The organism is Streptomyces sp. NPDC046862 (assembly GCF_040704615.1).
Taxonomy (GTDB): Bacteria; Actinomycetota; Actinomycetes; order Streptomycetales; family Streptomycetaceae; genus Streptomyces.
Genome location: NZ_JBEYXP010000002.1, coordinates 238,117 through 263,499 on the forward strand (window position 1 = coordinate 238,117; position 25,383 = coordinate 263,499).

Annotated in this window: 20 protein-coding genes; 18 read left to right on the forward strand and 2 right to left on the reverse strand. The window is 69.5% G+C overall.

Features of this window, described 5'->3' with window-relative positions:
* Positions 1-84: 84 nt before the first annotated feature.
* From AB0959_RS03000 to AB0959_RS03080, 17 genes are all read left to right on the forward strand, one after another.
* Positions 85-741 (forward strand): GntR family transcriptional regulator, encoded by a 657-nt coding sequence (locus tag AB0959_RS03000; protein ID WP_366824466.1) that lies wholly within the window; start codon positions 85-87, stop codon positions 739-741.
* Positions 738-1,649 carry a dihydrodipicolinate synthase family protein gene (locus AB0959_RS03005; RefSeq protein WP_366824467.1) on the forward strand — a complete coding sequence of 304 codons (912 nt, stop codon included), beginning with the start codon at positions 738-740 and terminating at the stop codon, positions 1,647-1,649. The genes AB0959_RS03000 and AB0959_RS03005 overlap by 4 nt, the downstream gene beginning before the upstream one ends.
* A complete protein-coding gene (araD, locus tag AB0959_RS03010; RefSeq protein WP_366824468.1) occupies positions 1,646-3,388 on the forward strand; it encodes an L-arabinonate dehydratase in 1,743 nt (580 codons plus the stop codon). Before AB0959_RS03005 ends, araD begins: the two co-directional genes overlap by 4 nt.
* A gap of 239 nt (positions 3,389-3,627) precedes the next feature.
* Positions 3,628-4,563 carry a sugar ABC transporter permease gene (locus AB0959_RS03015; protein ID WP_366824469.1) on the forward strand — a complete coding sequence of 312 codons (936 nt, stop codon included), beginning with the start codon at positions 3,628-3,630 and terminating at the stop codon, positions 4,561-4,563.
* 32 nt (positions 4,564-4,595) lie between these two features.
* Complete coding sequence (locus AB0959_RS03020; RefSeq protein WP_366824605.1) at positions 4,596-5,465, forward strand: carbohydrate ABC transporter permease; 870 nt, start codon at positions 4,596-4,598, stop codon at positions 5,463-5,465.
* An 8-nt stretch (positions 5,466-5,473) separates the two neighbouring features.
* A complete protein-coding gene (locus AB0959_RS03025) occupies positions 5,474-6,778 on the forward strand; it encodes a pectate lyase (protein ID WP_366824470.1) in 1,305 nt (434 codons plus the stop codon).
* Positions 6,775-7,962, forward strand: a complete 1,188-nt coding sequence (locus tag AB0959_RS03030; RefSeq protein WP_366824471.1) for a Gfo/Idh/MocA family oxidoreductase — start codon at positions 6,775-6,777, stop codon at positions 7,960-7,962. Before AB0959_RS03025 ends, AB0959_RS03030 begins: the two co-directional genes overlap by 4 nt.
* Positions 7,959-8,804 carry a PmoA family protein gene (locus tag AB0959_RS03035; protein ID WP_366824472.1) on the forward strand — a complete coding sequence of 282 codons (846 nt, stop codon included), beginning with the start codon at positions 7,959-7,961 and terminating at the stop codon, positions 8,802-8,804. Before AB0959_RS03030 ends, AB0959_RS03035 begins: the two co-directional genes overlap by 4 nt.
* Entirely contained in the window at positions 8,801-10,354 is a 1,554-nt protein-coding gene (locus tag AB0959_RS03040; protein WP_366824473.1) for a family 43 glycosylhydrolase, read from the forward strand. The genes AB0959_RS03035 and AB0959_RS03040 overlap by 4 nt, the downstream gene beginning before the upstream one ends.
* A gap of 43 nt (positions 10,355-10,397) precedes the next feature.
* The gene (locus tag AB0959_RS03045) at positions 10,398-12,401 is read left to right on the forward strand and encodes a pectinesterase family protein (protein ID WP_366824474.1); all 2,004 of its coding nucleotides are present in this window, start codon (positions 10,398-10,400) and stop codon (positions 12,399-12,401) included.
* Between the two features lie 80 nt (positions 12,402-12,481).
* The gene (locus AB0959_RS03050) at positions 12,482-13,831 is read left to right on the forward strand and encodes a sugar ABC transporter substrate-binding protein (RefSeq protein WP_366824475.1); all 1,350 of its coding nucleotides are present in this window, start codon (positions 12,482-12,484) and stop codon (positions 13,829-13,831) included.
* A gap of 139 nt (positions 13,832-13,970) precedes the next feature.
* On the forward strand, positions 13,971-14,768 hold the full coding sequence (locus tag AB0959_RS03055; RefSeq protein WP_366824476.1) for a rhamnogalacturonan acetylesterase: 798 nt from the start codon (positions 13,971-13,973) through the stop codon (positions 14,766-14,768).
* A gap of 60 nt (positions 14,769-14,828) precedes the next feature.
* Positions 14,829-16,130, forward strand: a complete 1,302-nt coding sequence (locus tag AB0959_RS03060; protein WP_366824477.1) for a pectate lyase — start codon at positions 14,829-14,831, stop codon at positions 16,128-16,130.
* Between the two features lie 31 nt (positions 16,131-16,161).
* Positions 16,162-17,277, forward strand: coding sequence for a pectinesterase family protein (locus AB0959_RS03065; protein WP_366824478.1), 1,116 nt, complete (start codon positions 16,162-16,164; stop codon positions 17,275-17,277).
* A 1-nt stretch (position 17,278) separates the two neighbouring features.
* The gene (locus AB0959_RS03070) at positions 17,279-18,310 is read left to right on the forward strand and encodes a pectinesterase family protein (protein ID WP_366824479.1); all 1,032 of its coding nucleotides are present in this window, start codon (positions 17,279-17,281) and stop codon (positions 18,308-18,310) included.
* Positions 18,297-19,475, forward strand: a complete 1,179-nt coding sequence (locus AB0959_RS03075; protein ID WP_366824480.1) for a dienelactone hydrolase family protein — start codon at positions 18,297-18,299, stop codon at positions 19,473-19,475. The genes AB0959_RS03070 and AB0959_RS03075 overlap by 14 nt, the downstream gene beginning before the upstream one ends.
* Positions 19,476-19,539: 64 nt before the next feature.
* On the forward strand, positions 19,540-20,652 hold the full coding sequence (locus AB0959_RS03080) for a chondroitinase-B domain-containing protein (RefSeq protein ID WP_366824481.1): 1,113 nt from the start codon (positions 19,540-19,542) through the stop codon (positions 20,650-20,652).
* Between the two features lie 18 nt (positions 20,653-20,670).
* Here the strand turns inward: AB0959_RS03080 and AB0959_RS03085 are convergent, their stop codons facing one another.
* Positions 20,671-22,917 (reverse strand): family 43 glycosylhydrolase, encoded by a 2,247-nt coding sequence (locus AB0959_RS03085; RefSeq protein ID WP_366824482.1) that lies wholly within the window; start codon positions 22,915-22,917, stop codon positions 20,671-20,673.
* Positions 22,918-23,153: 236 nt separating this feature from the next.
* Between AB0959_RS03085 and AB0959_RS03090 the strand changes: the two genes are divergently transcribed.
* Entirely contained in the window at positions 23,154-24,308 is a 1,155-nt protein-coding gene (locus AB0959_RS03090; protein WP_366824483.1) for a right-handed parallel beta-helix repeat-containing protein, read from the forward strand.
* Positions 24,309-24,532: 224 nt separating this feature from the next.
* Here the strand turns inward: AB0959_RS03090 and AB0959_RS03095 are convergent, their stop codons facing one another.
* Positions 24,533-25,342 carry a pectate lyase gene (locus AB0959_RS03095; protein ID WP_366824484.1) on the reverse strand — a complete coding sequence of 270 codons (810 nt, stop codon included), beginning with the start codon at positions 25,340-25,342 and terminating at the stop codon, positions 24,533-24,535.
* Positions 25,343-25,383: the final 41 nt, after the last annotated feature.

Genomic DNA, 25,383 nt, shown 5'->3' on the forward strand with positions numbered 1-25,383 from the left:
CCTAGTTTCAACGCGTCGTACTTCGTACGTCATATATGAGACGCGATACGTGAGATCCGATACGCGAGATCCGAGAGGCCGCGCATGACCTCTGTGCCCACCCCGATCCCGTCCCGCACGCAGTTCGTGCTGGAGGGGATCAAACACCGCATCCTCACCGGACAGCTGACGCCGGGCCAGGCGCTCGTCGAGACCGAGCTCGCCGCGCAGTTCGGGGTGTCCAAGACACCGGTGCGTGAGGCGCTGAAGACGCTTGCCGGGACGGGGCTCGTCGTGATGAGCCAGTACAAGGGCGTCACGGTGCGCATGGTGGACGCGGACATGGCACGCGAGGTGTACGACGTACGGCTGCTCCTGGAGCCGGAGGCCCTGCGGCGCGCCGTACGGCGCGGGGCGACCCTGGAGGTGGCCCAGGACGCGCTCGCCCGCTCCGACCGGGCGGCGGACACCGCGGAACGCTCCCTGGCCAACCGGGAGTTCCACCGCGCCCTGTACACCTCCTGCGGCAACCCGCTCCTCGGCCGGATGCTGGACGAGGTACGGGACCAGGCCGCGCTCGTCTCCGCGGTCGCCTGGGCCGCCAACCCCTCCTGGGAGCGGGAGGCCGCCGAGCACCGGGAGATCCTCAGGCTCGCCCTCGACGGCGACGCCGACGGGGCCGCCGCCGCCCTCCACGCGCACATCGCGTCGTTCGTCCAGCGGGCCTTCCCCGAGGCCCACGAAGAGGAAGGTCATCAATGAGCAGCGTGACGTACGAGACCCAACGGGCGGCCCTGGCCGACGTCGTGGCGATCCCGGTGACACCGTTCGCCGAGGACGGCACCGTCGACGGGGACACCCACCGGGCCCTGCTGCGTCGGCTGCTCGACGGCGGGATCAGGACCCTCACACCGAACGGCAACACCGGTGAGTTCTACGCCCTGACCCCCGAGGAGCGGAAGCTCGTCACCGAGCTGACCATCGACGAGGCCGGCGACCGGGGGGTCGTCCTCGTCGGGGTCGGGCACGACGTGCCCACCGCCGTGGCCGCCGCGCGGCACGCCCGTGAGGCCGGTGCGCAGATGGTGATGGTCCACCAGCCCGTCCACCCGTACGTGTCGGACGCCGGCTGGGTCGACTACCACCGTGCCATCGCCGAGGCCGTGCCCGAACTGGGCGTCGTCCCGTACCTGCGCAAGGCGTCGCTGCCGGGAGCCCGGCTCGCCGAGCTCGCCGACGCCTGCCCGAACGTCATCGGCGTCAAGTACGCGGTGCCGGACGCCGCCCGGTTCGCCGCCTTCGCGCGGGACGCCGGGCTCGACCGCTTCGTGTGGGTGGCGGGGCTCGCCGAGCCGTACGCGCCCTCCTACTTCTCCGCGGGCGCCACCGGCTTCACCTCGGGGCTCGTGAACGTCTCCCCGGCCGTCTCGCTGAACATGATCGAAGCGCTTCGATCCGGGGACTATCGCGCGGCGATGAAGGTGTGGGAGCAGATCCGCCGCTTCGAGGAACTGCGCGGCGCCAACGCGTCCGCCAACAACGTCACCGTGGTCAAGGAGGCCCTCGCCTCGCTCGGCCTGTGCCGCCGCGACGTCCGGCCGCCGAGCAGGGCACTGCCCGAGGACGAGCGGGCCGAGGTCGCCGCCATCGCCGCCGGGTGGTCCATATGACGAGCGAGCAGAACGCGGGGAAGCGGCCCGAGGAGTACCGGAGCCACCAGTGGTACGGCACGGACGGGCTGCGCTCCTTCAGCCACCGGGCCCGCACCCGCCAACTCGGCTATCTGCCCGAGGAGCACCTGGGCAAGCCGGTCATCGCGATCCTCAACACCTGGTCCGACATCAACCCCTGTCATGTGCACCTCCGTGATCGCGCCCAGGCGGTCAAGCGGGGAGTGTGGCAGGCCGGCGGCTTCCCGCTGGAGTTCCCGGTCTCGACGCTCAGCGAGACCTTCCAGAAGCCGACCCCGATGCTCTACCGCAACATGCTCGCGATGGAGACCGAGGAGCTGCTGCGCTCGTACCCGGTGGACGGGGCCGTGCTGATGGGCGGCTGCGACAAGTCCACGCCCGCGCTGCTCATGGGGGCCGCGTCCGTCGACCTGCCGACCGTGTTCGTGCCCGCCGGACCCATGCTGCCGGGCCACTGGCGCAACGAGGTCCTCGGCTCCGGCACCGACATGTGGAAGTACTGGGACGACAAGCGCGCCGGGCTCATCGGCGACTGCGAGATGCAGGAGCTGGAGAGCGGTCTGGCCCGCTCGCCCGGTCACTGCATGACCATGGGCACGGCGTCCACGCTCACGGCCGCCGCCGAGGCGCTGGGGGTCACCGTCCCCGGTGCGTCGAGCATCCCCGCCGTCGACTCCGGGCACGACCGGATGGCCGCCGCCTCCGGGCTCAGGATCGTCGAACTCGTCCGCCGCGACCGGAAGTTGTCGGAGATCCTCACCGCGGAGGCCTTCGAGGACGCGGTGACGACCGTTCTCGGGCTCGGCGGCTCCACGAACGCCGTCATCCACCTGATCGCCATGGCCGGCCGTGCCGGAGTCCGGCTCACTCTGGACGACTTCGACCGCGTCGCGCGCACCGTGCCGGTGCTGGCCAACGTCCGGCCGGGCGGCCAGACGTACCTGATGGAGGACTTCCACTTCGCGGGCGGGCTCCCCGGGTTCCTGTCCCGGATCACCGACCTGCTCCACCTCGACCGGCCGACGGTGTCGTACGACACGATGCGCGAGCAGCTCGACGGCGCGCTCGTCCACGACGACGCGGTCATCCGCACCCGCGAGAACCCGGTCGCCGAGGAGGGCGGGGTCGCCGTGCTGCGCGGCAACCTCTGCCCCGACGGCGCGGTCATCAAGCACATCGCCGCCGAGCCGCACCTGCTCAAGCACACCGGTCCCGCGGTCGTCTTCGACGACTACAAGACGATGCAGCGGACCATCAACGACCCGTCCCTGAACATCACCGCCGACAGCGTGCTCGTACTACGCAACTCCGGCCCCAAGGGCGGTCCGGGCATGCCCGAGTACGGGATGCTGCCCATCCCCGATCACCTGCTGAAGCAGGGTGTGCGGGACATGGTGCGGATCTCCGACGCCCGGATGAGCGGCACGAGTTACGGCGCGTGCGTGCTGCACATCGCGCCCGAGTCGTACATCGGCGGGCCGCTCGCGTTCGTACGGACGGGCGACCTGATCACCCTCGACGTCGAGGCGCGCACCCTCCACCTGGGCGTGGACGACGACGAGCTGGAGCGCCGCAGGGCCGCGTGGACGCCGCCGCCCGAGCGGTACGAGCGCGGCTACGGCGCGCTCTACAACGAGCAGATCACGCAGGCCGACACCGGCTGCGACTTCGCCTTCCTGGCCAGGCCGGGCAAGGTGCCGGACCCGTACGCGGGCTGAAACCACCGCACCACCTGTGCACGACGGCACCACCTGTGCACCACCAGTGCATCACCGCACGACCCGTGCACCACCGCACGACGGCACCGTCCGCGCCACCACGCACCACCGCACCAAGGCCGCTGTTCCTCGCGGTCCGGCCCTCGAACACCGTACGTGAAAGCGCTTGCCGTCCCCTCGAGAGAGGGGGCGCACCGCACCACCGGCTCGACCCGCACACCCGAGAACGGAGATAAGTCATGGCCCAAGCCGCAGCCGTGGCGAAACAGCCCGCGCCACCCCGGCGGCGTCGCGGATCGGCCACGCCGCGCAGGCTCCCGTACCTGCTGATCGCGCCGGCGGGGCTGCTGATGCTGGGCTTCATCGCCTACCCGGTCATCAGCGTCTTCTACTACAGCCTGCAGAACTACAACCCCACCAAGCCCTGGCGTAACGGCTTCGCGGGCTTCGACAACTTCGTCCAGATCTTCACGAAGGACCCGCAGTTCTGGGACACGCTGGTCTTCAGCGCCAAGTGGGTCGTGGTCGAGGTCGGGCTGCAACTGCTGTTCGGTCTGGCGCTCGCGCTGATCGTCAACCAGTCCTTCGTGGGCCGGGCGCTCAGCCGCGCGATGGTGTTCTCCCCGTGGGCCGTCTCCGGTGTGCTGACCTCCGCGATCTGGGTGCTGCTCTACAACTCCCAGACAGGCATCACCCGTTACCTCGCGGACATGGGCATCGGCGAGTACGGCGTCAGCTGGCTCTCCGACACCTCGACCGTCTTCCCGGCCGCGGTCGTCGCCGACCTGTGGCGCGGTGTGCCGTTCTTCGCGATCCTCATCCTCGCCGACCTCCAGTCCGTCTCGAAGGACCTGTACGAGGCCGCCGAGGTCGACGGCGCCAGCCGCATCCGGCAGTTCGTCCACATCACGCTGCCGCACCTCAAGGACGCGATCATCCTGTCCACGCTGCTGCGCGCCGTGTGGGAGTTCAACAACGTCGACCTGCTCTACACCCTGACCGGAGGCGGACCGGCGGGGGCGACGACCACCCTCCCGCTGTACATCGCCAACACCTCGGTCGACGCACACAACTTCGGCTACGCGTCCGCCCTGACCACGGTCGCGTTCGTGATTCTGCTCTTCTGCTCGATGGTCTACCTGCGGTTGAGCAAGTTCGGAGGCGAGGACAAGTGATCACCAAGGACGCCGAGATCAGCGACGCCCCGGTGGCCCCCGCCCCGCACGCCGAGGAGCCCCCGCGCCGGCCGAGGAAGGCCCAGCGCGCCTGGGACGAGGTCCCGCGCTGGCAGATCTACCTGCCTCTGTCGATCTACCTGGTCTTCACGCTGATCCCCTTCTACTGGATCCTGCTGTTCGCGCTGCGCGAGCCCGGCTCCACCTCCCTCGTGCCGTGGCCCATCACGTTCGAGCACTTCGAGAAGGTGTGGACGGAGCGGTCCTTCGGCACCTACTTCCAGAACAGCGTTCTCGTGGGCGTCGCCACCCTGTTCATGACCACGATCGTCGCCCTCGCCGGCGGCTACGCGCTCGCCCGCTTCAACTTCAGGATCAAGCGCGCGTTCATGCTGGCGCTGCTGTGCTCCCAGTTCGTGCCGGGCGCGCTGCTGCTGGTGCCGCTGTTCCAGATCTTCGCCGAGATGCGGATGATCAACTCCCTCGGCAGCGTCATCATCGCCGAGACGGTCTTCCAGCTGCCGCTGTCGATGATCCTGATCAGCGGGTTCATCAGGAACGTGCCGTACTCGCTGGAGGAGGCCGCCTGGGTCGACGGCTGCAACCGGTTCAGCGGCTTCCGGGTGGTCGTGCTGCCGCTGCTGCGGCCCGGCCTGATCGCCGTTGGCTCCTTCGCCTTCGTGCACTCCTGGAACCACTTCCTCTTCGCGCTGATGTTCCTGTCCAACCAGGAGAAGCAGACCATCCCCGTCGGCCTGAACACCCTGCTCAGCGCCGACAGCGTCGACCTGGGCGCGCTGGCCGCCGGCGGCATCATCGCCGCCGTACCCGTGGTGATCGTGTTCGCCTTCATCCAGAAGTGGCTGATCACCGGCTTCAGCGCGGGGGCGGTGAAGGGGTGAGAACGGGGATGAGAACCAGAAGAGGACTCCAACTGGCCGTCCTCGCCGGGATGCTGGGCCTCACCCTCAGCACCCCCGCCGGGGCCGAGGCCCGCGACATCAGCCGCGACACGCTCGCCCCGAACGACGGGTGGGCCTCGGCCGGCGGTGGGACCACGGGGGGTTCCACCGCCGACGACGCCCACGTCTTCACCGTACGCAACAGGAGCGAGCTGGTCCGGGCGCTCGACGGGGGCAGCGCCACCCCGAAGATCATCCGGATCGCGGGCACCGTCGACGCCAACACCACCGACGACGGCGACAGGCTCGACTGCGACGACTACGCGGCCGACGGCTACTCCCTGAAGAAGTACCTCGCCGCGTACGACCCGCGCACCTGGGGCTCCGCCAAGCCCAGCGGTCCCCAGGAGGAGGCCCGGCAGGCGTCGGCCGCCAGGCAGGCCGAGCGGGTCGAGCTGGCCGTGGGCTCCAACACCACGATCGTCGGGCTCGGCGACCGGGCCGTGCTGAAAGGCGCCAGTCTCCAGCTCAGGGACGCGGACAACGTGATCGTCCGCAACCTCGAACTCCGCGACGCCTACGACTGCTTCCCCGTCTGGCAGCCCAACAACGGCGGCCTCGGCGACTGGAAGACCGCGTACGACAACATCTGGCTGCGCGGCGCCACCCACGTGTGGGTCGACCACGTCACGCTCTCCGACAAGGGACACCTCGACGAGGACGAGCCCACCTACTTCGCCCGCAACTACCTGCGCCACGACGGGCTGCTGGACATCACCAACGGCTCCGACCTGGTGACGGTGTCCTGGAGCCGGTTCGCCGACCACGACAAGGCGATGCTCATCGGCAACGGCGACACGGCCACCGGCGACCGCGGCAAACTGCGCGTCACCCTGCACCACAACGAGTTCGAGGGCGTCGTGCAGCGCGCGCCACGCGTCCGTTTCGGGCAGGTGCACGTCTACAACAACCGTTACGTCGTTCCTGAAGACGTGCACGACTACCGCTACTCGCTCGGCGTCTCCACGGAGTCCGCCGTCTACGCCGAGAACAACGCCTTCACCGCACCCGGACACATCGAGGTCGCCGACCTCGTCAAGAGCTGGAACGGCACCGCCCTCCACGCCACCGGCAGCCTCTTCAACGGCTACCCGGTCGACCTGCTCACCATCTACAACGCGTACAACTCCGGCAGCGAACGCGACCTGACCGCCGACGTCGGCTGGACGCCCACGTTGCACGGGGAGATCGACAGCGCCCGCACGGCGGACCGCGAGGTCGCCCGCAGCGCGGGCGCCGGGAGGATCCGATGACCACCGCGACGCCCCCGAAGGGCTCCCACGCCCTCCCGCTGCCCGTCGTCCTGGCGGGAGCCCGCGGACACGGCCGCTGGCACCTGGCCAACATCCGCCGCCTGGCGGACAAGGGGATCGTCCGGCTCGCCGGGGTCTGCGAGCTGACCCCGCTGACCGCCGAGGAGCTGGACGGCCTGGGCACGCCCGAGCAGTCCGCCGACTTCGGCGCGCTGCTGGACTCCACGGGCGCCGCGATCGCCGTGATCTGCACGCCCATCCCCACTCACACCGACCTCGCGCTCACCGCGGCCGAGCGGGGCGTCCACCTCCTGCTGGAGAAGCCCCCGGCGCCGTCGTACGCCGAGTTCCGCCGCATGGCCGACGGGGTCGCCGCGGCCGGGGTGGCCTGCCAGATCGGCTTCCAGTCGCTGGGCTCGCACGCCGTGCCCGCGATCCGCGAACTGATCGCCGAGGGCGCCCTCGGCGAGATCACCGGCGTCGGCGGCGCCGGGGCGTGGGCGCGCGACGAGGCGTACTACCGGCGGGCACCCTGGGCGGGCAAGCGCCGCATGAACGGCGTCGACGTCATCGACGGCGCCCTCACCAACCCCCTCGCCCACGCCGTCGCCACCGGGCTCGCGCTCGCCGGGGCCGCCCGCGCCGAGGACGTCACCGGCATCGAGACCGAGCTGCTGCGCGCCAACGACATCGAGTCCGACGACACCTCGTGCGTGCGGGTCACCACGGCCGGCGGCGGCCGCGTCACCGTCGCCGCCACGCTGTGCGCCGAGCATCCCGGCGAGCCGTACGTCCTCGTGCACGGCACCCGCGGCCGGATCACCTTCTGGTACAAGCAGGACCGCGTCCTCGTCCAGCGGGCCGGGCACGGCCCCGAGGAGATCGAGTACGGCCGCACGGACCTGCTGGAGAACCTCGTCGGCCACCTGGTCGACGGCACCGACCTGCTGGTCACACCCGACGAGACGGGCGCCTTCATGAGGGTCGTTGAAGCGATTCGACAGGCACCCGATCCGGCACCACTCCCTGCCGAGACGTGGCACCTCGTGCCCGAGGAGAACCGCCGCGTCGTCGCCGGCATCGACGGCCTGGTCACCTCGGCCGCCGACACCCTCGCCCTCTACTCCGAGCTGGGCGCCCCCTGGGCCCTCCCCACAGCTTCCGCGAACGAGGAGAGCAGATGATGAACAACGACTCGCTGGTCCTGCGCGTCGCGGGCCGCCCCGTCGGCCGCTACATCACCCGCCCCGAGCTGCCCGAACGGCTCTCCCCACGCCCCTACCTGCACCCCGTCACCACCCTGTCCGGTACGGCCGTGACCGAACTGAGTCCGGCCGACCACCTGCACCACCTCGGCGTCGGTGTCGCCGTTCCCGACGTCGAGGGGTTCAACTTCTGGGGCGGGCGCACCTTCGTCCGCGACCAGGGCCCGACCGAGCTCGACAACCACGGCTCCCAGCGGCACTCCGCCTTCCAGCTCCGCGACCCCGACGGCTTCGTCGAGGAACTGCGCTGGGTGGCGGCCGGAGGCGAGCTGCTGCGCGAGCGCCGTACGGTCGCGGCCACCGAACTCACCCAGATCGCCTGGGCGCTGGACTTCACGTTCTCGCTCACCAACACCACCCGGAGCCCGCTGTCGATCGGCAGCCCCGCCACCAACGGACGGCCGGGCGCGGCCTACGGCGGCTTCTTCTGGCGGGCCCGCAAGGAGGCCGCCGCGCCACGCGTGTTCACGCTCGACAGCGAGGGCGAGTCGGAGATCCACGGCACCCGCGCCGACTGGCTGGCCCTCGCGGGCTCCACCTGGACGCTCGTCTTCGCCGGAGCCACCGACGCCACCCGCGAGGACCCGTGGTTCGTGCGCGCCGACGAGTACCCGGGCGTGGGCTCCTCCCTCGCCCACGACGAGCGCGTGCCCATCGAGCCGGGCGAGACCGTCGTACGGCGCGTCGTGACCGTCGTCGCCGACGGCGTCCTGCCCAAGCTCGAAGTGGCGGCGCTGGTCCGCAAGGCGGTGAGCCCGTGACGAGCACGGAAGCGGCGTCCGCGTTCAGCGCCGACCTCGGCGACGGCACCTACCGCAACCCGGTCCTGAACGCCGACTGGTCCGACCCCGACATCGTCCGCGTCGGCGACGACTACTACCTCACCGCCTCCAGCTTCGGCCGCGCCCCCGGCCTGCCGCTGCTGCACTCCCACGACCTGGTCAACTGGACGCTGGTCGGGCACGCCCTGACGCGCCTGGAGCCCGGAGCCGAGTTCCGCGTCCCACGGCACGACTGCGGAGTGTGGGCGCCCTCGTTACGGCACCACGCCGACCGGTTCTGGATCTTCTGGGGCGACCCCGACCAGGGGATCTTCCAGGTCAACGCCCCCGAGATCCGCGGCCCCTGGACCCGGCCCCACCTGGTCAAGGCGGGCAGGGGGCTCATCGACGCCTGCCCTCTGTGGGACGACGAGACCGGCGAGGCCTACCTCGTGCACGCGTGGGCCAAGTCCCGCTCCGGGATCAAGAACCGGCTCACCGGGCACCGGATGCACCCCGACGGCACCAGCCTGCTCGACGAGGGCAAGGTGATCGTCGACGGGGACCGGCTGCCGGGCTGGTTCACGCTCGAAGGGCCCAAGCTGTACCGCCACGACGGCTGGTTCTGGATCCTGGCCCCCGCCGGGAGCGTCGAGACCGGCTGGCAGGGCGCCTTCCGCTCGCGTGACTTCTTCGGCCCGTACGAGGAGCGGGTCGTCCTGGAGCAGGGCGACACCGACGTCAACGGCCCCCACCAGGGCGGCTGGGTGCGCACGCAGAACGGTGAGGACTGGTTCCTGCACTTCCAGCAGCGGGGCGCGTACGGCCGGGTCGTGCACCTCCAGCCCATGTGCTGGAACTCGGACGGGTGGCCGGTGATGGGTGACGAGGGAACCCCCGTCACCGGCCACCGCAAGCCCGCCCTGCCGCCGCAGCCGCCCGCCGCGCCCGCCACCGACGACGACTTCCCCGGCGGCCGCTTCGGACGCCAGTGGCAGTGGACCGCCAACCCGCAGGACGGCTGGGCCACCCACCACTCAGGCGACGGGCTCCGGCTGACCTGCGTACGGACGGTCGACGCGCACGACCAGCGAAAGCTGCCGAACGTGCTCACCCAGCGGCTGCCCGGCATCCCCGTGACCGTGGAGGTCGAGCTCCGGCTCGACAGCGAGGAGGAGGGCGCCCGGGCCGGGCTCACCGTCCTCGGCGACGCGTTCAGCTGGATCGGGCTCCAGCGGGACGCGGACGGAAGCGTGCACCTCGTGCACCGGTTCGGCGAGTCGGTCGCCGACCGGGAACGGGACGCCGCCCACCCCCGGCCGGCCCCCGAAGGACGGGCCCGGCTGCGGATCGGGATCGCCGCCGGGGCACGCTGCCGTTTCTCCTGCGACGTCGGGGACGGCCGCGGCTTCCAGCCCTCGGGCCAGGTGTTCGCCGCCACCCCCTGGCGCTGGGTCGGCGCCCTGCTCGGCCTGTTCGCGGTCGCTCCCACCGGCGGGGGACACGCCGGGGCGGCCACGTTCACGCAGTTCCGGATCACCCCCTCGTAACCCACCCCACCCGTACTCCTTGTCACGCCTGTTGGGAGCCGCAATGACGCACCTCCGTAGCAAGCGCTTGTCGGGGGCCCCTCCGAGACCGGGCCTCGGCCGGGTTCTGGCCGCCGTCACCGTCCTGGTGGCCTCGCTGGGACTCGGGGCCCTCGCCCCGGCCGACGCCGCCGTGCCCGAGTCGGTCTCCGGCGCCCACCGGACCTGGAGCGACAAGCCGCACGGGTTCGCCTCCCTCGACGGCGGTACCACGGGCGGCGCGGGCGGCAAGGTGGTGACGGTCACCGACCAGGCCTCGCTCGCCAGGTACGCGGCGGCCGACGAGCCCTACGTCATCCGCGTGGCCGGGGCGATCGACGTCGCACCCTTCGGCTCGGACATCGTCGTGACCTCGAACAAGACGATCACCGGGGTCGGCGACTCGGGCGAGATCGTGCACGGGGAGCTGCATCTGAACCCCGGCACCAGCAACGTGATCATCCGCAACCTGACGATCCGTGACAGTTACGTCGAGGGCGACTGGGACGGCAAGACGACGGACTTCGACGCGATCCAGATGGACACCGTCGACCACGTCTGGATCGACCACAACCGTTTCGAGCACATGGGCGACGGGCTGCTCGACATCCGCAAGGACAGCCGGTACATCACCGTCTCCTACAACCAGTTCAAGAACCACAACAAGGCGTTCGGGATCGGCTGGACCACCAATGTCCAGACCGAGATCACCATCGACCACAACTGGTTCAGCGGCACCAAACAGCGCAACCCGTCAGCGGACAACTGCGCCTACGCCCACCTCTACAACAACTACCTCTCGGCGCAGGTCGCGGACGGCGACCCCGTGTGGACCTACGGCAACTGGTCGCGCGGCAAGACGAAGATGGTCATCGAGAACAGCTACTACGACGGCGTCCAGCACCCCTACCAGGCCGACGCCACCGCCGAGTTGGTGCAGCGCGGCTCGATCCTGAAGAACACGACGGGACGGCAGGACGCGTGGGGTGCCGCCTTCGACCCGAAGGACTTCTACGCCTACCGGCTGGACCCGGCCGCCGCCGTCCCCGCGCTGGTCACCCGCTTCTCCGGACCGCAGAAGCAGATCGGCACGAACACCGTGCTGAACGTGCCCGCCGACCACCCGACCGTGCAGGCCGCCGTGGACGCGGTGCCCGACGGCAACGACGGCACCGTCACGATCCGGATCGCGCCCGGAACGTACCGCGCGAAGGTCCTCATCCCCGCGACCAAGCCGGGGATCGTGCTGCAGGGGACAGGGCGGGACCGCTCGGACACCGTCATCGTCTTCGACACGCCCGCCGCGTACGGCGGCTCCAACGGGAGCGCCACCGTGCGGATCCTGGCGAACGACGTGACGGCACGTCACCTCACCTTCAGCAACGACTTCGACGAGGCCGCGCACGAGCTGAACGGCGAGCAGGCCCTCGCGATGAAGACGACGGGCGACCGGATCGTCTTCGAGGACACGGCCTTCCTGGGCAACCAGGACACGCTGATGACCGACAGCCCCAAGCTGGACGTGATCAGCCGGGTCTACGTCCGCGACTCGTACATCGAGGGCGACGTCGACTTCATCTACGGGCGGGCGACGACGGTCATCGAGCGGTCCGTCATCAAGGCGCTGAGCCGTGGCTCGGCCACCAACAACGGCTACATCACGGCCGCCTCGACCTGGAAGGACAACCCGTACGGCTTCCTGATCACCAAGTCGAAGGTGGTCAGCGACGCGCCCGCCGACTCCTTCCACCTCGGGCGGCCCTGGCACCCGGGCGGCGAACCGAACGCCGTCGCACAGGTGTTGTTCCGGGACACCGAGCTGCCCGCCGCGGTCAAGTCGTCGCCGTGGACCGACATGAGCGGCTTCTCGTGGAAGGACGCCCGCTTCACCGAGTACCGCACCTACGGGCCGGGCGCCACGGTCACCGCCGACCGGCCGCAGCTGCCGGCCGTGGACGCGGGCAGGTACACAGTCGCCAAGTACCTCGCGGGGACGGACGGCTGGGCGCCGCACGTCGGCCGGCGCTGAGCATCCCCCGGCCCGCGACGCAGGAACTCCCCCCACAACTTCACAAACCCTCGTTGGATCCAGAAGAAGAGAGCCGTTCAATGAAGATCAGCATTCGCAGAAGCAGGCGCGCCGCCGTGGCCGTCGCCCTGGGATCCGCCCTCGCCCTGACCGCCACCGCCTGCGGTGACGACGGCAGTGGCGCGGCCGGTGACAAGGGCGCCGAGGGCAGCGGCAAGGGCGAGATCGTCTTCTGGGACAACAACGGCGGTGTCCGCACCGACATCTGGAAGGAGATCATCGCCGACTTCGAGAAGGCGAACCCGGACATCAAGGTCAAGTACGTCGGGATCGCCGCCACCGAGTACCAGTCCAAGGTCGACACCTCGCTCCAGGGAGGTGGCCTGCCGGACGTCGGAGGCGTCGGCGCGGCGATGCTCGCCGGGTTCACCGCGCAGAACGCGCTGGAGCCCCTGGACGGCCGTCTGGCCAAGTCCTCCCTCGACGGCAAGCTCAACAAGAACATGGTCGAGTCGCTGAAGGCCGCGGGCGGTGGCGACGGCAAGCTGTACTCGGTCCCGACCTCCGCGAACAACGGCGTCCTGTACTACCGCACCGACCTGTTCAAGAAGGCGGGCCTGGACGAGCCGACCACCTGGGACAAGTTCTACGAGGCCGCGGACAAGCTCACCGACAAGGGCAAGAACGAGTTCGGCTACACCATCCGCGGTGGCGCCGGCTCCATCGCCCAGGCGCTGGACGCGATGTACGGGCAGTCCGGCATCACGTCGTTCTGGGACTCCAGCGGTGAGAAGACCACCGTCAACGACCCGAAGAACGTGGCGGCCCTGAAGAAATACGTCGGCCTCTACAAGAAGGTCACCCCCGCGGCCGACCTCAACAACGACTTCACCAAGATGGTCGCCCAGTGGGACTCCGGCACCATCGGCATGCTGAACCACAACCTGGGCTCCTACCAGGACCACGTGAAGGCGCTCGGCGTCGACAAGTTCCGCGGCATCCCGCAGCCGATCGGGCCGGGCGGGAAGCGGGTCCAGGTCTCCAACCCGGTCGACGGGCTCGGGATCTTCAAGGCGTCCAAGAACAAGGAGGCCGCCTGGAAGTTCATCGAGTTCGCCAACTCGAAGGCGGAGAGCTCCAAGTTCAACGAGTCCGCGGGGCAGGTGCCGTCCAACAACGACGCCGCGAAGGACGAGTGGATCTCCAAGGCCGAGCCGACGAAGCTGGCCGCGCAGGCGTTGACGGACGGGTCCACCACGATCGTTCAGTTGCCGTACTACCTCCCGGACTGGAACACGATCTCGAAGACGGACAACGAGCCGAACCTCCAGAAGGTCATGAACGGGTCCATGAAGGCGGAGGACTTCCTGAACACGTTGGCCGACCAGTTGAACAAGGCGCAGTCGGAGTGGAACGAGCAGAAGGGCTGAGAGCTCGGGTGCGTTGGTTGTAGGCCGGCCGCGGGTTTGTCGTGGCCGGCCGCGCCCCGCGGCGGAGCCGCAGTTCGAACACAGCCCCGCGCCCCTTTCAGGGGCGCGGGGTTACCCCCCAACTTCGAAAGGCACCCCCGTGTCACTCACCCGCAGACAGGTCACCACCGCGGCTCTCGCCGCCGCTCCTCTCGCCCTCGCCGCGACCCCGGCTGCCGCCGCCGGCTCCCGGCGTGTGCGGACGGTCTACATCGCCGGTGACTCCACCGCCGCCCAGAAGTACGCCGACGCCGCCCCCGAGACCGGCTGGGGCATGGCGCTTCCCTTCTTCCTGAGCAGGGACCTGCCGGTCGCCAACCACGCCGTGAACGGGCGGAGTTCGAAGAGCTTCGTCGACGAGGGGCGGCTGGACGCCATCCTCGGCGTGATCCGGCCCGGCGACTTCCTGCTGATCCAGTTCGGGCACAACGACTCCAAGGCCGAGGATCCCACGCGCTACACCGAGCCCTGGACGACGTACCAGGACCACCTGCGTCTGTACGTCGACGGTGCGCGCGCCCGCGGTGCCCGGCCCGTGCTCGCCACCTCCGTGGAGCGGCGGCGGTTCGACGCCGAGGGCAATGCGGTACCGACCCACGGCGACTACCCGGCGGCCATGCGTGCCCTCGCCCAGGAGGAGGGCGTCGCGCTGCTCGACATCCAGGCGCTGTCCATCGCCCTGTGGCAGCGGCTCGGTGTCGAGGAGACCAAGAAGTACTTCAACTGGACCGCCACCGAGCAGGACAACACCCACTTCAATCCGCCGGGGGCGATCGCCGTGGCCCGGCTGGTGGCCGGTGAGCTGCTGCACCGCCGGGTGTTGACGCCTCGGGACGTTCGCCGGCTGGACGACGAGATCCCGGAGTCCTGGATCACGTGGCCTGAACCCTCCGCCTAGGCGGATCGCGCGAGAGCGCGACCTCGGACGATTTCTCCACTCGCAAAGGAACTCGCACACATGCGTACTCGTATCTGGCATGCCCATGCCATGACATCCGTTCTCGGGTGCACCGCTCTCGTCCTCGGTGTCACCGGCCCCTCCGCCCACGCCCAGGTCCGCGACCTCGGGCGCGAGACCCTCGCCGCCGGTGACGGCTGGGGGTCGGAGGGGGCCGGGACCACCGGAGGCTCGGCCGCCGATGCCGCGAACGTCTACACCGTGACCAACTGGGAACAGTTCAGAGCCGCGCTCAAGGACGGTGGGAGCGCACCCAGGATCATCAAGGTCAAGGGGATGATCGACGCCGTGTCCGAGGGCTGTGACGCGTTCGCGGCCGACGGATACGACTTCCAGCGGTACCTCGCCGACTACGACCCGGCCGTCTGGGGCCATGACAAACCGGTCAGCGGTGAGCAGGAGGACCTGCGGGCCGCGTCCGCCGCCCGCCAGGACACGGCCATCAAGGCCAACGTCCCCGCCAACACCACCATCGTCGGTGTGGGGAAGGGCTCGGGCATCCTCGGCGGCAGTCTGCAGATCAAGGGCGTCGACAACGTCATCCTCCGCAACCTCACCATCGAGGCCCCGATCGACTGCTTCCCGCAGTGGGACCCGACGGACGACAACAAGACCGGCGCCTGGAACTCCGAGTACGACGGCGTGGTCGTCTACGGCTCCACCCACGTGTGGATCGACCACAACACGCTCACCGACGGCCGCTACCCGGACAGCTCCCTGCCTTCGTACTTCGGCAAGGTCTACCAGCAGCACGACGGCCTCGCCGACATCGTGCGCGGCGCCAACCACGTCACCGTGTCCTGGAACTCGTTCAAGGACCACGACAAGACCATGCTGATCGGCAACAGCGACAGCGCGGGATCCACCGACTCCGGCAAACTCAAGGTCACGCTGCACCACAACCGCTTCGAGGGCATAGTCGAGCGCGCCCCGCGGGTCCGGTTCGGGCAGGTCGACTCGTACAACAACCACTTCGTGGTGACGAAGGACCAGCCGTTCGCCTACGTCTTCGGCATCGGCGCGTCCTCGCAGCTGTACGCCACGGACAACGCCCTCTCCCTCCCGGCCGGGACCGGAGTCGGCAAGGCCCTGAAGAAGTGGAACGAGGCGCCGCTCACCGCCGAGAACAACTACGTCAACGGGAAGCTGACGGATCTGATCGCGGTCCACAACGCCGAGATTCCGGGGGAGGCCCTCCAGTCCGGTGCCGGGTGGACGCCGACGCTGCGCACGAAGGTCGACTCGCCGCGGGCCGTGCCGGGGATCGTCGGGAGCCGTGCGGGTGCCGGAAAGGTCTGCTGACATGGCCCCTGCTGACGCCCCATCCAGTGACATGAGCCTGACACCAGCTACCTTGAGCAGGCGTTCCTTCGTGGTCGCCAGTGTCGGGGCCGCGCTCGCCCTGGGGGTTGGAGGGAGGGCTCACGCGCGCGGGCGCTCTCCCTTCGGGCGGTACGGGTCGCCGGCCGCCCGGCTGAGCGAGCGGACCCTGTACGTCCACCCCGGCGGGCTCGGTGACCACACCACCGTCCAGGCCGCCGTGACCGCCGCAGTGGGGAGCGGGTACACCCTGGTCATCGCGCCGGGCACGTACCGCGAGACGGTCGCCGTGAGCGTCGCGCGCACCGGGATGACCTGGATCGGGGCCTCCGGTGACGCACGGGACGTCGTGGTCGTGTACGACAACGCCGCCGGGACCCCGAAGCCCGGCGGCGGCACCTTCGGCACGACCGGGTCGGCGACCACCCTCGTGCAGGCCGACGGGTTCACCGCGCGGGACATCACCTTCGCCAACGACTGGCTGCGCGCCGACCACCCCGAGATCACCGGCACCCAGGCCGTCGCCATCAAGGCGCAGGGCGACCGGTCGGCGTTCATACGGTGCCGGTTCCTCGGGCACCAGGACACCCTGTACGCCGACTCGATGGCGCTCGGCACGTTCGCCCGCCAGTACTTCCGGGACTGCTACGCCGAAGGGGACGTGGACTTCGTCTTCGGGCGGGCCACCGCCGTGTTCGAGCGCTGCCACTTCCGCACCCTGACCCGGACGGACCTCACCGCGGCGCCGTACGGGTTCGTCTTCGCGCCGTCCACCGCGGGAGCCAACCCACGCGGCTACCTGGTGACCGGGAGCCGGGTCACCAGTGAGGCGCCCGACGGCTACTACAAGCTGGCCCGCCCGTGGGTGCCCAGCTCCGACACCACCGCCCGGCCCATGCTGACCGTGCGCGAGACCCGCCTCGGCGCCGGCCTCGACGCGGTGGCGCCCTACACCAACATGTCCTCCGGCTTCCCCTGGCAGGACCAGCGGTTCGCCGAGTACCGCAACACCGGGCCGGGAGCGGTGATCTCCGTTCCCGAGAACCGGCCCCAGCTGAGCGACGCCGAGGCCGGGGCGCACACCCGCGAGGCGTACCTCGGTGACTGGACCCCGTGGAAGGGGTGCTGACATGCGACGGCGCACCCTGCTCACCGGGATCGCCGGCGGCCTGGTGGCCGTCGGCACGACCCCCGCCTTCGCGGACGCACGGCGCCGCGTCCTGCACGTGCGTTCTCCAGGCTCCGTCCAGGACGCGGTGGACGCCGTGGACGGAGCCGGCTGGACGATCGTCGTGCACCCGGGGACGTATCGCGAGGTCGTCAACATATCGGCCGACAAAGGGGAGTTGACGCTGCGCGGTGCCAGTCGCGACCCGCGCGCGGCCGTGATCGTGTACGACCATGCCAACGGCACCCCCAGGCCGGAGGGAGGCACCTACGGCACCGCGGGCTCCGCCACGTTCACCTCGGCGGCGCCCGGGCTGACCGTACGCGACCTGACCCTCGCCAACGACTGGCTGCGCGCCGACCACCCCGACATCACGGGCACGCAGGCCGTGGCCGCCTACGTCACCGGGGACCGTTCGCGGTTCGACCGGGTGCGGTTCCTCGCCCACCAGGACACCCTGTTCGCGGACACCACCGCCCTGACCGCCTTCGACCGGCAGTACTACCGGGACTGCTACATCGAGGGCGACGTCGACTTCGTGTTCGGCCGGGCACGGGCGGTTTTCGAACGCTGCCAGTTCCACACCCTCGACCGGGACGTCGACTTCACCCCGAAGGGCATGGTCTTCGCGCCCTCGACGGCCCGCGCGAACCCCTACGGCTTCCTGGCCGTGCGGGGCCGCGTCACCTCCGGCGCCGAGGACGCCGCGTACAAGATCGCGCGGCCGTGGGTGCCCACGTACGAGACGACCGCCTGGCCCTCGCTGGTCGTCAGGGACACCTGGCTCGGGCCGGGGATCGACGCGGTGACGCCGTACACCAACATGCGCGAGCAGTACCCGTGGCAGACCATGCGCTTTCGCGAGTACGCCAACTCCGGTCCGGGAGCGGTCGTCTCCGTGCCCGAGAACCGGCCCCTGCTCAGCGACGCGGAGGCCCGGTCGCACACCAGGGAGACGTACCTCGGGGACTGGAGGCCGTATGAGTGCCCGTGAGCCGGTGGGGCGGCGGGCGTTCGTGACGGGGGCCGCCGGAGCGGCGCTGTTCACGGGGGCCGGGCCCGCCCGGGCGGAGGCCGGCGTCATGGAGTCCGGCGTCGTGGAGGGCCCGCTGCCCGACTTCCACCTTCAGCTCAAGGACGAGCTCCGCTTCCCGCTCGCCTGGGGCACCTCCCCGGTCCGGGACTTCCGGGCCTGGCGGCGGGCCGCCCGCGCGAAGGTGGAGGAGCACCTGTTCGTCGGGCCCGACCACGGCACCCCGTACGCCCCCGAGTTCGGGGCACGTGCCGAAGCCGACGGCTTCACACGGGAGGCGGTGACGCTCGCCCTCACCCGCTACGAACGCGTCCGTGGCGCCCTGCTCACCCCGCACGGCACCGGACCGTTCCCGGCCGTGCTGCTGCTCCACGACCACGGCGCGAAGTTCGACATCGGGAAGGAGAAGCTGGTCCGGCCCTGGGGCGACGGCGAGACCCGGCTCGCCTCCGCGCAGGCGTGGGCGGACCGGTACTTCAGCGGACGCTTCGTCGGCGACGAGCTGGCCCGGCGCGGATACGTCGTCCTCGCCCTGGACGCCCTCGGCTGGGGCGACCGGGGCCCGGTCGCCTACGAGCAGCAGCAGGCCCTCGCGAGCAACCTCTACAACCTGGGCTCGTCGCTCGCCGGGCTCATGGCCGGGGAGGACGTGCGCGCCACCGCCTTCCTCGCCGGTCTTGACCGGGTGGACCGGCGGCGGGTGGCGGCCGTCGGGTTCTCCATGGGTGCCTTCCGCGCCTGGCAGACCGCCGCGCTCAGCGACCACGTCGCGGCCGCCGCGAGCGTGTGCTGGATGACCGGGCTGAAGGAGGTCATGGTGCCCGGCAACAACATCCTGCGCGGTCAGTCCTCCTACTACATGCTCCATCCCGGGCTCGCCCGGCATCTCGACTTCCCCGACGTGGCGAGCATCGCCGCCCCCAGGCCGATGCTCTTCTTCCACGGCGCCCAGGACACCCTCTTCACCGCTCAGGGCGTCCAGGCCGCGTACGAGAAGCTGCGCGCCGTCTGGCGCTCACGTCACGCCGGGGAGCGGTTGCACACCAAGGTCTGGCCCGACCTCGGCCATGTCTTCGTCGACCGCATGCAGGACGAGGTCTTCGACTGGCTCGACGCCGTTCTGTGACCCGTTCCGTCCAGTGATCCGCGCACCTCCCCACATCACCCGCTCGACGAAAGGTCCCCGCACCATGTCTCGTCGTACCGCTCTCACCCTGGGCACGGCACTCGCCCTCGGCGCCGGCCTCGCCGCACTCCCCACCCAGGCCCATGCCGCCACCGTGGTCGTCAGCAACTCGACCGACCTGTCCAACGCGATCAAGAACGCCACCGCCGGTACGGTCATCCAGGTGCGCGGCGGCACGTACTACCCGACGGCCACCCTCCAGTCGACGGCCAACGGCGCCTCCTCCAGCCCGATCACACTCACCGCGTACGGCTCGGAGACCGTGAAGATCGACGGCGGGAGCCTCCCCGACGGCGACTGGATCTTCAAACTGACCGCCGACTACTGGAACGTCTCCAACATCACCTTCCAGAACTCCCCGGACAGCGCGGTCGTCTGCCAGTCCTGCACCGGCACCAACTGGAGCAACATCAAGACCATCAACGGCGGCGACTCCGGCTTCACGCTCACCGGCGACGGGACCGTGAACAACACCGTCAGGAACATCGACAGTTACGGCCACTACGACCCGGCCAACCACGGGGAGAACGCCGACGGCATCGCCGTGAAGTTCGGCTCCGGCACCGGCAACCTCATCACCGGGGCACGCCTCTACAACAACTCCGACGACGGCATCGACTTCTGGTCGTTCTCCTCGCCGGTGACCATCGAGCACACCTGGTCCATGGGCAACGGCAAGAACCGCTGGGGCGACTCCGCGTTCGCGGGCGACGGCAACGGCTACAAGCTGGGCGGCGACGGCGAGGTCGTCGCGCACGTCATCAACAACTCCGCCGCCTGGGACAACGCGGGCAACGGCTTCACCGAGAATTCCAACAAGGGCGCCATCGTCATCAACCGCACCACCGCCTACGCCAACGCCAAGTGGGGCTACTACTTCGCCACCGGTGCCGCCAGGCTCGGCAAGAACCTGGCGGTGAGCAACGGCTCCGGCTCGGTGAACAAGGGCTCGTCGGTGGTGTCGTCCGGCAACAACTGGGACTCGGGCATCTCCACGCCCGCCTTCCGCTCCACCGACGCGTCGAGCACGTACAACGCCCGGCAGTCGGGCGGCGCGCTGCCCGCGACCACGTTCCTGACCACGGGCAGCACCACCATCGGCGCGACGATGAACTGAGCCCCGGCTCAGTCCCGTCTAGCGCTTCACCGGCCTGATCGACTCCAGGGTCGGCACCACCGGCTTGATGGTTCCGTCGGACGCGAACTCCATGCGGTCGATGGTCGTCTCCCGGTGCGTGCCGTCCCCGCCGGACCTGCCCGGGCCGTTCAGGGCGAACCGGTGGTAGACCATGTACCAGTCGTCCGTGCCGGGGGAGTTGACCACCGAGTGGTGGCCCGTGGCGAGGATGCCGTACTCGGGGCGCTTGGACAGGATCGTGCCCCGCTTGGTCCACGGGCCGAGCGGGGACGGTCCCGTCGCGTACGCCACGTGGTAGTTCTCGCTGCGGGTGTCGTCCTCGGACCACATGAAGTAGTACGTGCCCTTGCGCTTGATGACGAAGGAGCCCTCCCGGAAGTTGTCCGGGGTGATGTCCTTCACCTTGCTCGCGTCGAACGACACCATGTCGTCGTTCAGCGGCACCACGTAGCCGTGTCCGTTGCCCCAGTAGAGGTACGACTGCCCGTCGTCGTCCGTGAACACCGCCGGGTCGATCATCTGGCCCTTCAGCGACCCGCCCTTGGCGACCAGGGGCTTGCCGAGCGCGTCCTTGAAGGGACCGGCGGGGGAGTCGGCCACCGCCACGCCGATCTGCTGCTCGGCGCAGAAGTAGAAGAAGTACTTGCCGTCGCGTTCGGCGATCGCCGGGGCCCAGGCGTTCTTGTCGGCCCAGGACACGTCGGGCCCCAGGTCGAGGATCACACCGTGGTCCTTCCAGTGGACCAGGTCCTTCGACGAGAACGCCTTGAACCGGGTGCCGCTCCAGCCGGGGAAGCCGTCCGTCGTCGGATAGATCCAGTAGCGGCCGTCCATGTACGTGACGTCGGGGTCGGCGTACAGGCCGGGCAGGACCGGGCTGCGGGTCGGCACCGCCTCCACCGTCCAGGTGCGCTTCGTGTCGTCCGCCGCCGTGACGGTGTACTTCTGCGGTGTGCGGAAGTCACGGCGTGTACCGGACGCCGGGCTCACCGTCGCGCCCTGACCGAGCCGGAGCTTCGGCGCGAGCCGTCGCAGATCGGCGTCGGGTTCCATCGGCAGGACGACCTTGTTCGCGTTCTCCGTGACGACCGCGTACCCCTTCTGGTCCTTCACCGTCGCGTCCACGACCGAGGTCGGGCTCACCGGGTACGCGGCCAGCAGCCGGTCGTACTCCTCCTGCGTCACCGGCATGACCGTGCCGTGGCGCGGGCTCGCGGGCAGCTGGTAGTTCTTCGACATGGTCCACTTGCCCGAGTCGAGGTCGGTGGTCTCGAACGGGACGTAACCGCGACCGCCGTACTCGTCGATGAACAGGTACCACTTCTCCTCGGTGTTGGACTTGAACACCGTCGGGCCCTCACCACGGTCGATGGAGCCGCTGCCGATGCAGTCCGAGACGAAGTCGTACGACGTGTCGGTGAGCGAGGCCGACTTCTCCGCGGTGATGAACTTCGAGCACGGGCTGGAGGAGGTGGGGTCCCGCTCGTCCTTGGTATAGCGGTAGTACGTGCCCTTGTGCTTGACGACCGTCGAGTCGATGACCGAGTAGCCCGGGTCGTCCCAGACCTTCGGCTCGCTGAACGTGCGGAAGTCCTTCGTCGTCGCGTACAGCATCTTGTTGTACGTCGAGCCCGTGTGGTCCGGGTCGTCGTCGGCGTACAGTTTCGAGGCCCAGAAGACGACGAACTCACCGAGGCTGTCGTCCCAGTAGGCCTCCGGCGCCCAGGTGTTGCCCGCGTTGTCCGGGGAGACCTTCACCAGACGCTGGTCGGTCCAGTGCACGAGGTCCGTGGACTCCCACACCATGATCGACTTGCTGCCGTGCCTCTGGACGTCGTCCCAGCTGCCGCTGCTGTTCTGGTACATGCGCAGATCGGTCGCGATCATGTAGAACTTGTCGCCCTCGGGGGAGCGGATCACGAACGGGTCGCGCAGGCCCTTCTCTCCGATGGTGGAGGTGAGGACCGGTTTGCCGGCGTTCAGCTCCCGCCAGTGCAGCGGGTCGTTGCCCCGGCTGAGGGCGTACCGGATCTGCTCGCCGTCGGCTGTGCCCTCGCCGGTGAAGTAGGCGAAGAGGTAGCCGGCGTACTTGGGTTTCTTCACGGACCGTTCCGACTCGTTCGACTGTTTCGGGCTCTGTGCCGATGGCTGTGCAGCGGACTGGGCCGCGCCGGGTGGTGCTGCCAGCAGGCTCAGAAAGAGGGCCAGGAGGGGGAGCAGGAGCGTACGGGCGGTGGGGCGCATGACACATCCTGTGTGAGTCTGGTGAATTCTGTTGGATAACGGCTCCTGGAGTCTCACCAGTGGGGGACAGCGCGTCAATCGGTGTGCACGTGACGATCCTGAGCGAAATTTTCGATCGCTTTCGTCTGGACCACGGCAACCCTTTCCGGTCACGGCGGCGACCAGGGATCAGAAGCGGGCCGGGGCGGCCCCTCCGGCCCGCTTCGCCGTCGCGTCCCCCAGGAAAGGAACCTCCAGTGCCTCAGAGCACCGGACGTCATCGCAGAACCCGCACCCTGTCGATCGCCGCCGCGGTGGCCGTCGCCTCGGGGGCGTGCGGTGTCTACCTCGGCCTCGCGGACGACGGCGCCCAGGCCGCCGCCAGTACGGTCACCGTCACCTCCACCACCCAACTGGAGTCGGCCGTGGCGAACGCCTCCGCAGGGCAGACCATCCAGGTGCGCGGCGGCACGTACTACCCGACGAAGACCCTCAAGTCCGCGGCGAACGGCACCAGTTCGGCCCGCATCACGCTCCAGGCGTACGGCGGCGAGAAGGTGCGGATCGACGGCTCGAAGCTTCCCGCGGGCTCCTGGCTGGCCGGGGTCTACGGCGACTACTGGACCGTCCAGGACCTCACCTTCCAGAACTCGCCCGCCCAGGGCTTCGTCGCCACCTCCTCCGTCGGCGGGATCTTCAAGAACCTGGTCACCGGGAAGAACGGCGACTCCGGCTTCACCCTGCGCGGCGACGGCACGACGAACAACCTCGTGCGGAACCTGGACAGTTACGGCAACTACGACGCCGCGACCCACGGCCAGAACGCCGACGGCATCGCCATCAAGTTCGGCTCCGGCACGGGCAACAAGGTCACGGGCGCCCGGCTGTACAACAACGCCGATGACGGGCTCGACCTGTGGCAGTTCTCCTCGCCCGTCACCATCGAGCACTCCTGGGCCTTCGGCAACGGCAAGAACCGCTGGAACGACGCCGACTTCGAGGGCAACGGCAACGGCTTCAAACTCGGCGGTGGGGGCGTCTCGGTCGCGCACTCCGTCAACAACAACGCGGCCTGGGACAACACGCTGCACGGCTTCACCGAGAACTCCAACACCGGGGCGATTCTGCTGAGCCGCAACACCGCGTACGGCAACGCGGAGCAGGGGTTCTACTTCGCCACGGGTAAGGCGCGCTTGGCGCGCGATCTCTCGGTGGGCAACAAGACGGGGGCGTCCAAGGTGGGGGCGTCCACCGTGTCTGCGGCGAACAGTTGGGACGGTGGGGTTTCTGTGCCGTCGTTCAGGTCTACGGATGCGGCTGCTGTTTACGGGGCTCGTAAGTCTGATGGTTCGTTGCCGGCTACCTCGTTTCTGACGACGGGGTCCACGACCATCGGAGCGACGATGGACTGAATGCCGGTTTTCGGGCTGCGGGTTCGTCGTGGCTTGTCGCGCCCACGCGGCGGAGCCGCACATTGATGCAGCCCCGCGCCCCTGAAGGGGCGCGAGCGCCCTCCAACGGTCGTCACCGTTGGAGGGCGCTCCTTCTGTCTGGCCGAGGGGGGCTCAGGCCAGCAGATCTACGCACTGTTAGGGACGCGGAAAGTGAGCATGTGGTTGTTTCCGCGTCTGTGCGTTTACCTGTAGGTGATGTCGGACGACGAGTAGAGGCAGTTGGTGCTGTCCGGGCCCGTACCGACCGCCGTGTTGTTGTTGTACTTCTGGCAGGGGACGACCTTGCGGCTCGCGTCGTTGAGGATCGTGATGCCGCGGAGCGTGGCGACGTCGTTGCGGTTGACGTTGATGCCGACCAGACGTGCGGTGGAACCCGTCCCCGTCACCTCGATGTTGCTGAGGTTGACCTTGCGCGTGTACTGCGTGGAGCAGTCGCCGCAGGAGCGGTACAGCGTCTTGAACTCGCTGACGGCGAAGTTGGAGATGTTCAGGGTGCCGGGCCCGTTGTGCTGGAAGACCTTGTCGGCGGCCTTCTTCGCTCCGCCGCCGGTCACCGTGTAGGTGCTGCCGCCGCGGAAGGTCGCGGCGTCCTCGCCGACGTCCTCCCACCACACGTTCTGCAGCGTGCAGTTGCCCTCGCAGTGGATGCCGTCGGCGCCGGGCGCGCCGATGATCACGTTCTTCAGCGTCGCGCCGGCCGCGAGCTTGAAGATCGGGTCCTGGCCCTCCTCCTGGCCGTCGCCGGCCAGGTCGCCGCTGCCGTAGTACCGCACCATGCCGCCGTCGCGGACGCCGGACACGGAGATGGTCGACGACACGGGCCGGCTGGAGGTGGGGGTCGGCCAGCTCGCCGCGCTCGCGGCCGTCAGCATGTCGCTGCTGACGATGGCGGCACCGGTCAGCGCGAACGCTCCCAGGCCGCTGAGGACGGCACGCCGCCGTAACGACCGGCGGCGGGGGTGGTGCACGCGGTGCTCCGCACGTGAAGTCATGTCCCGTTCCTTCGGTGGGGGGATCAGAGCTGCTGCTTGCG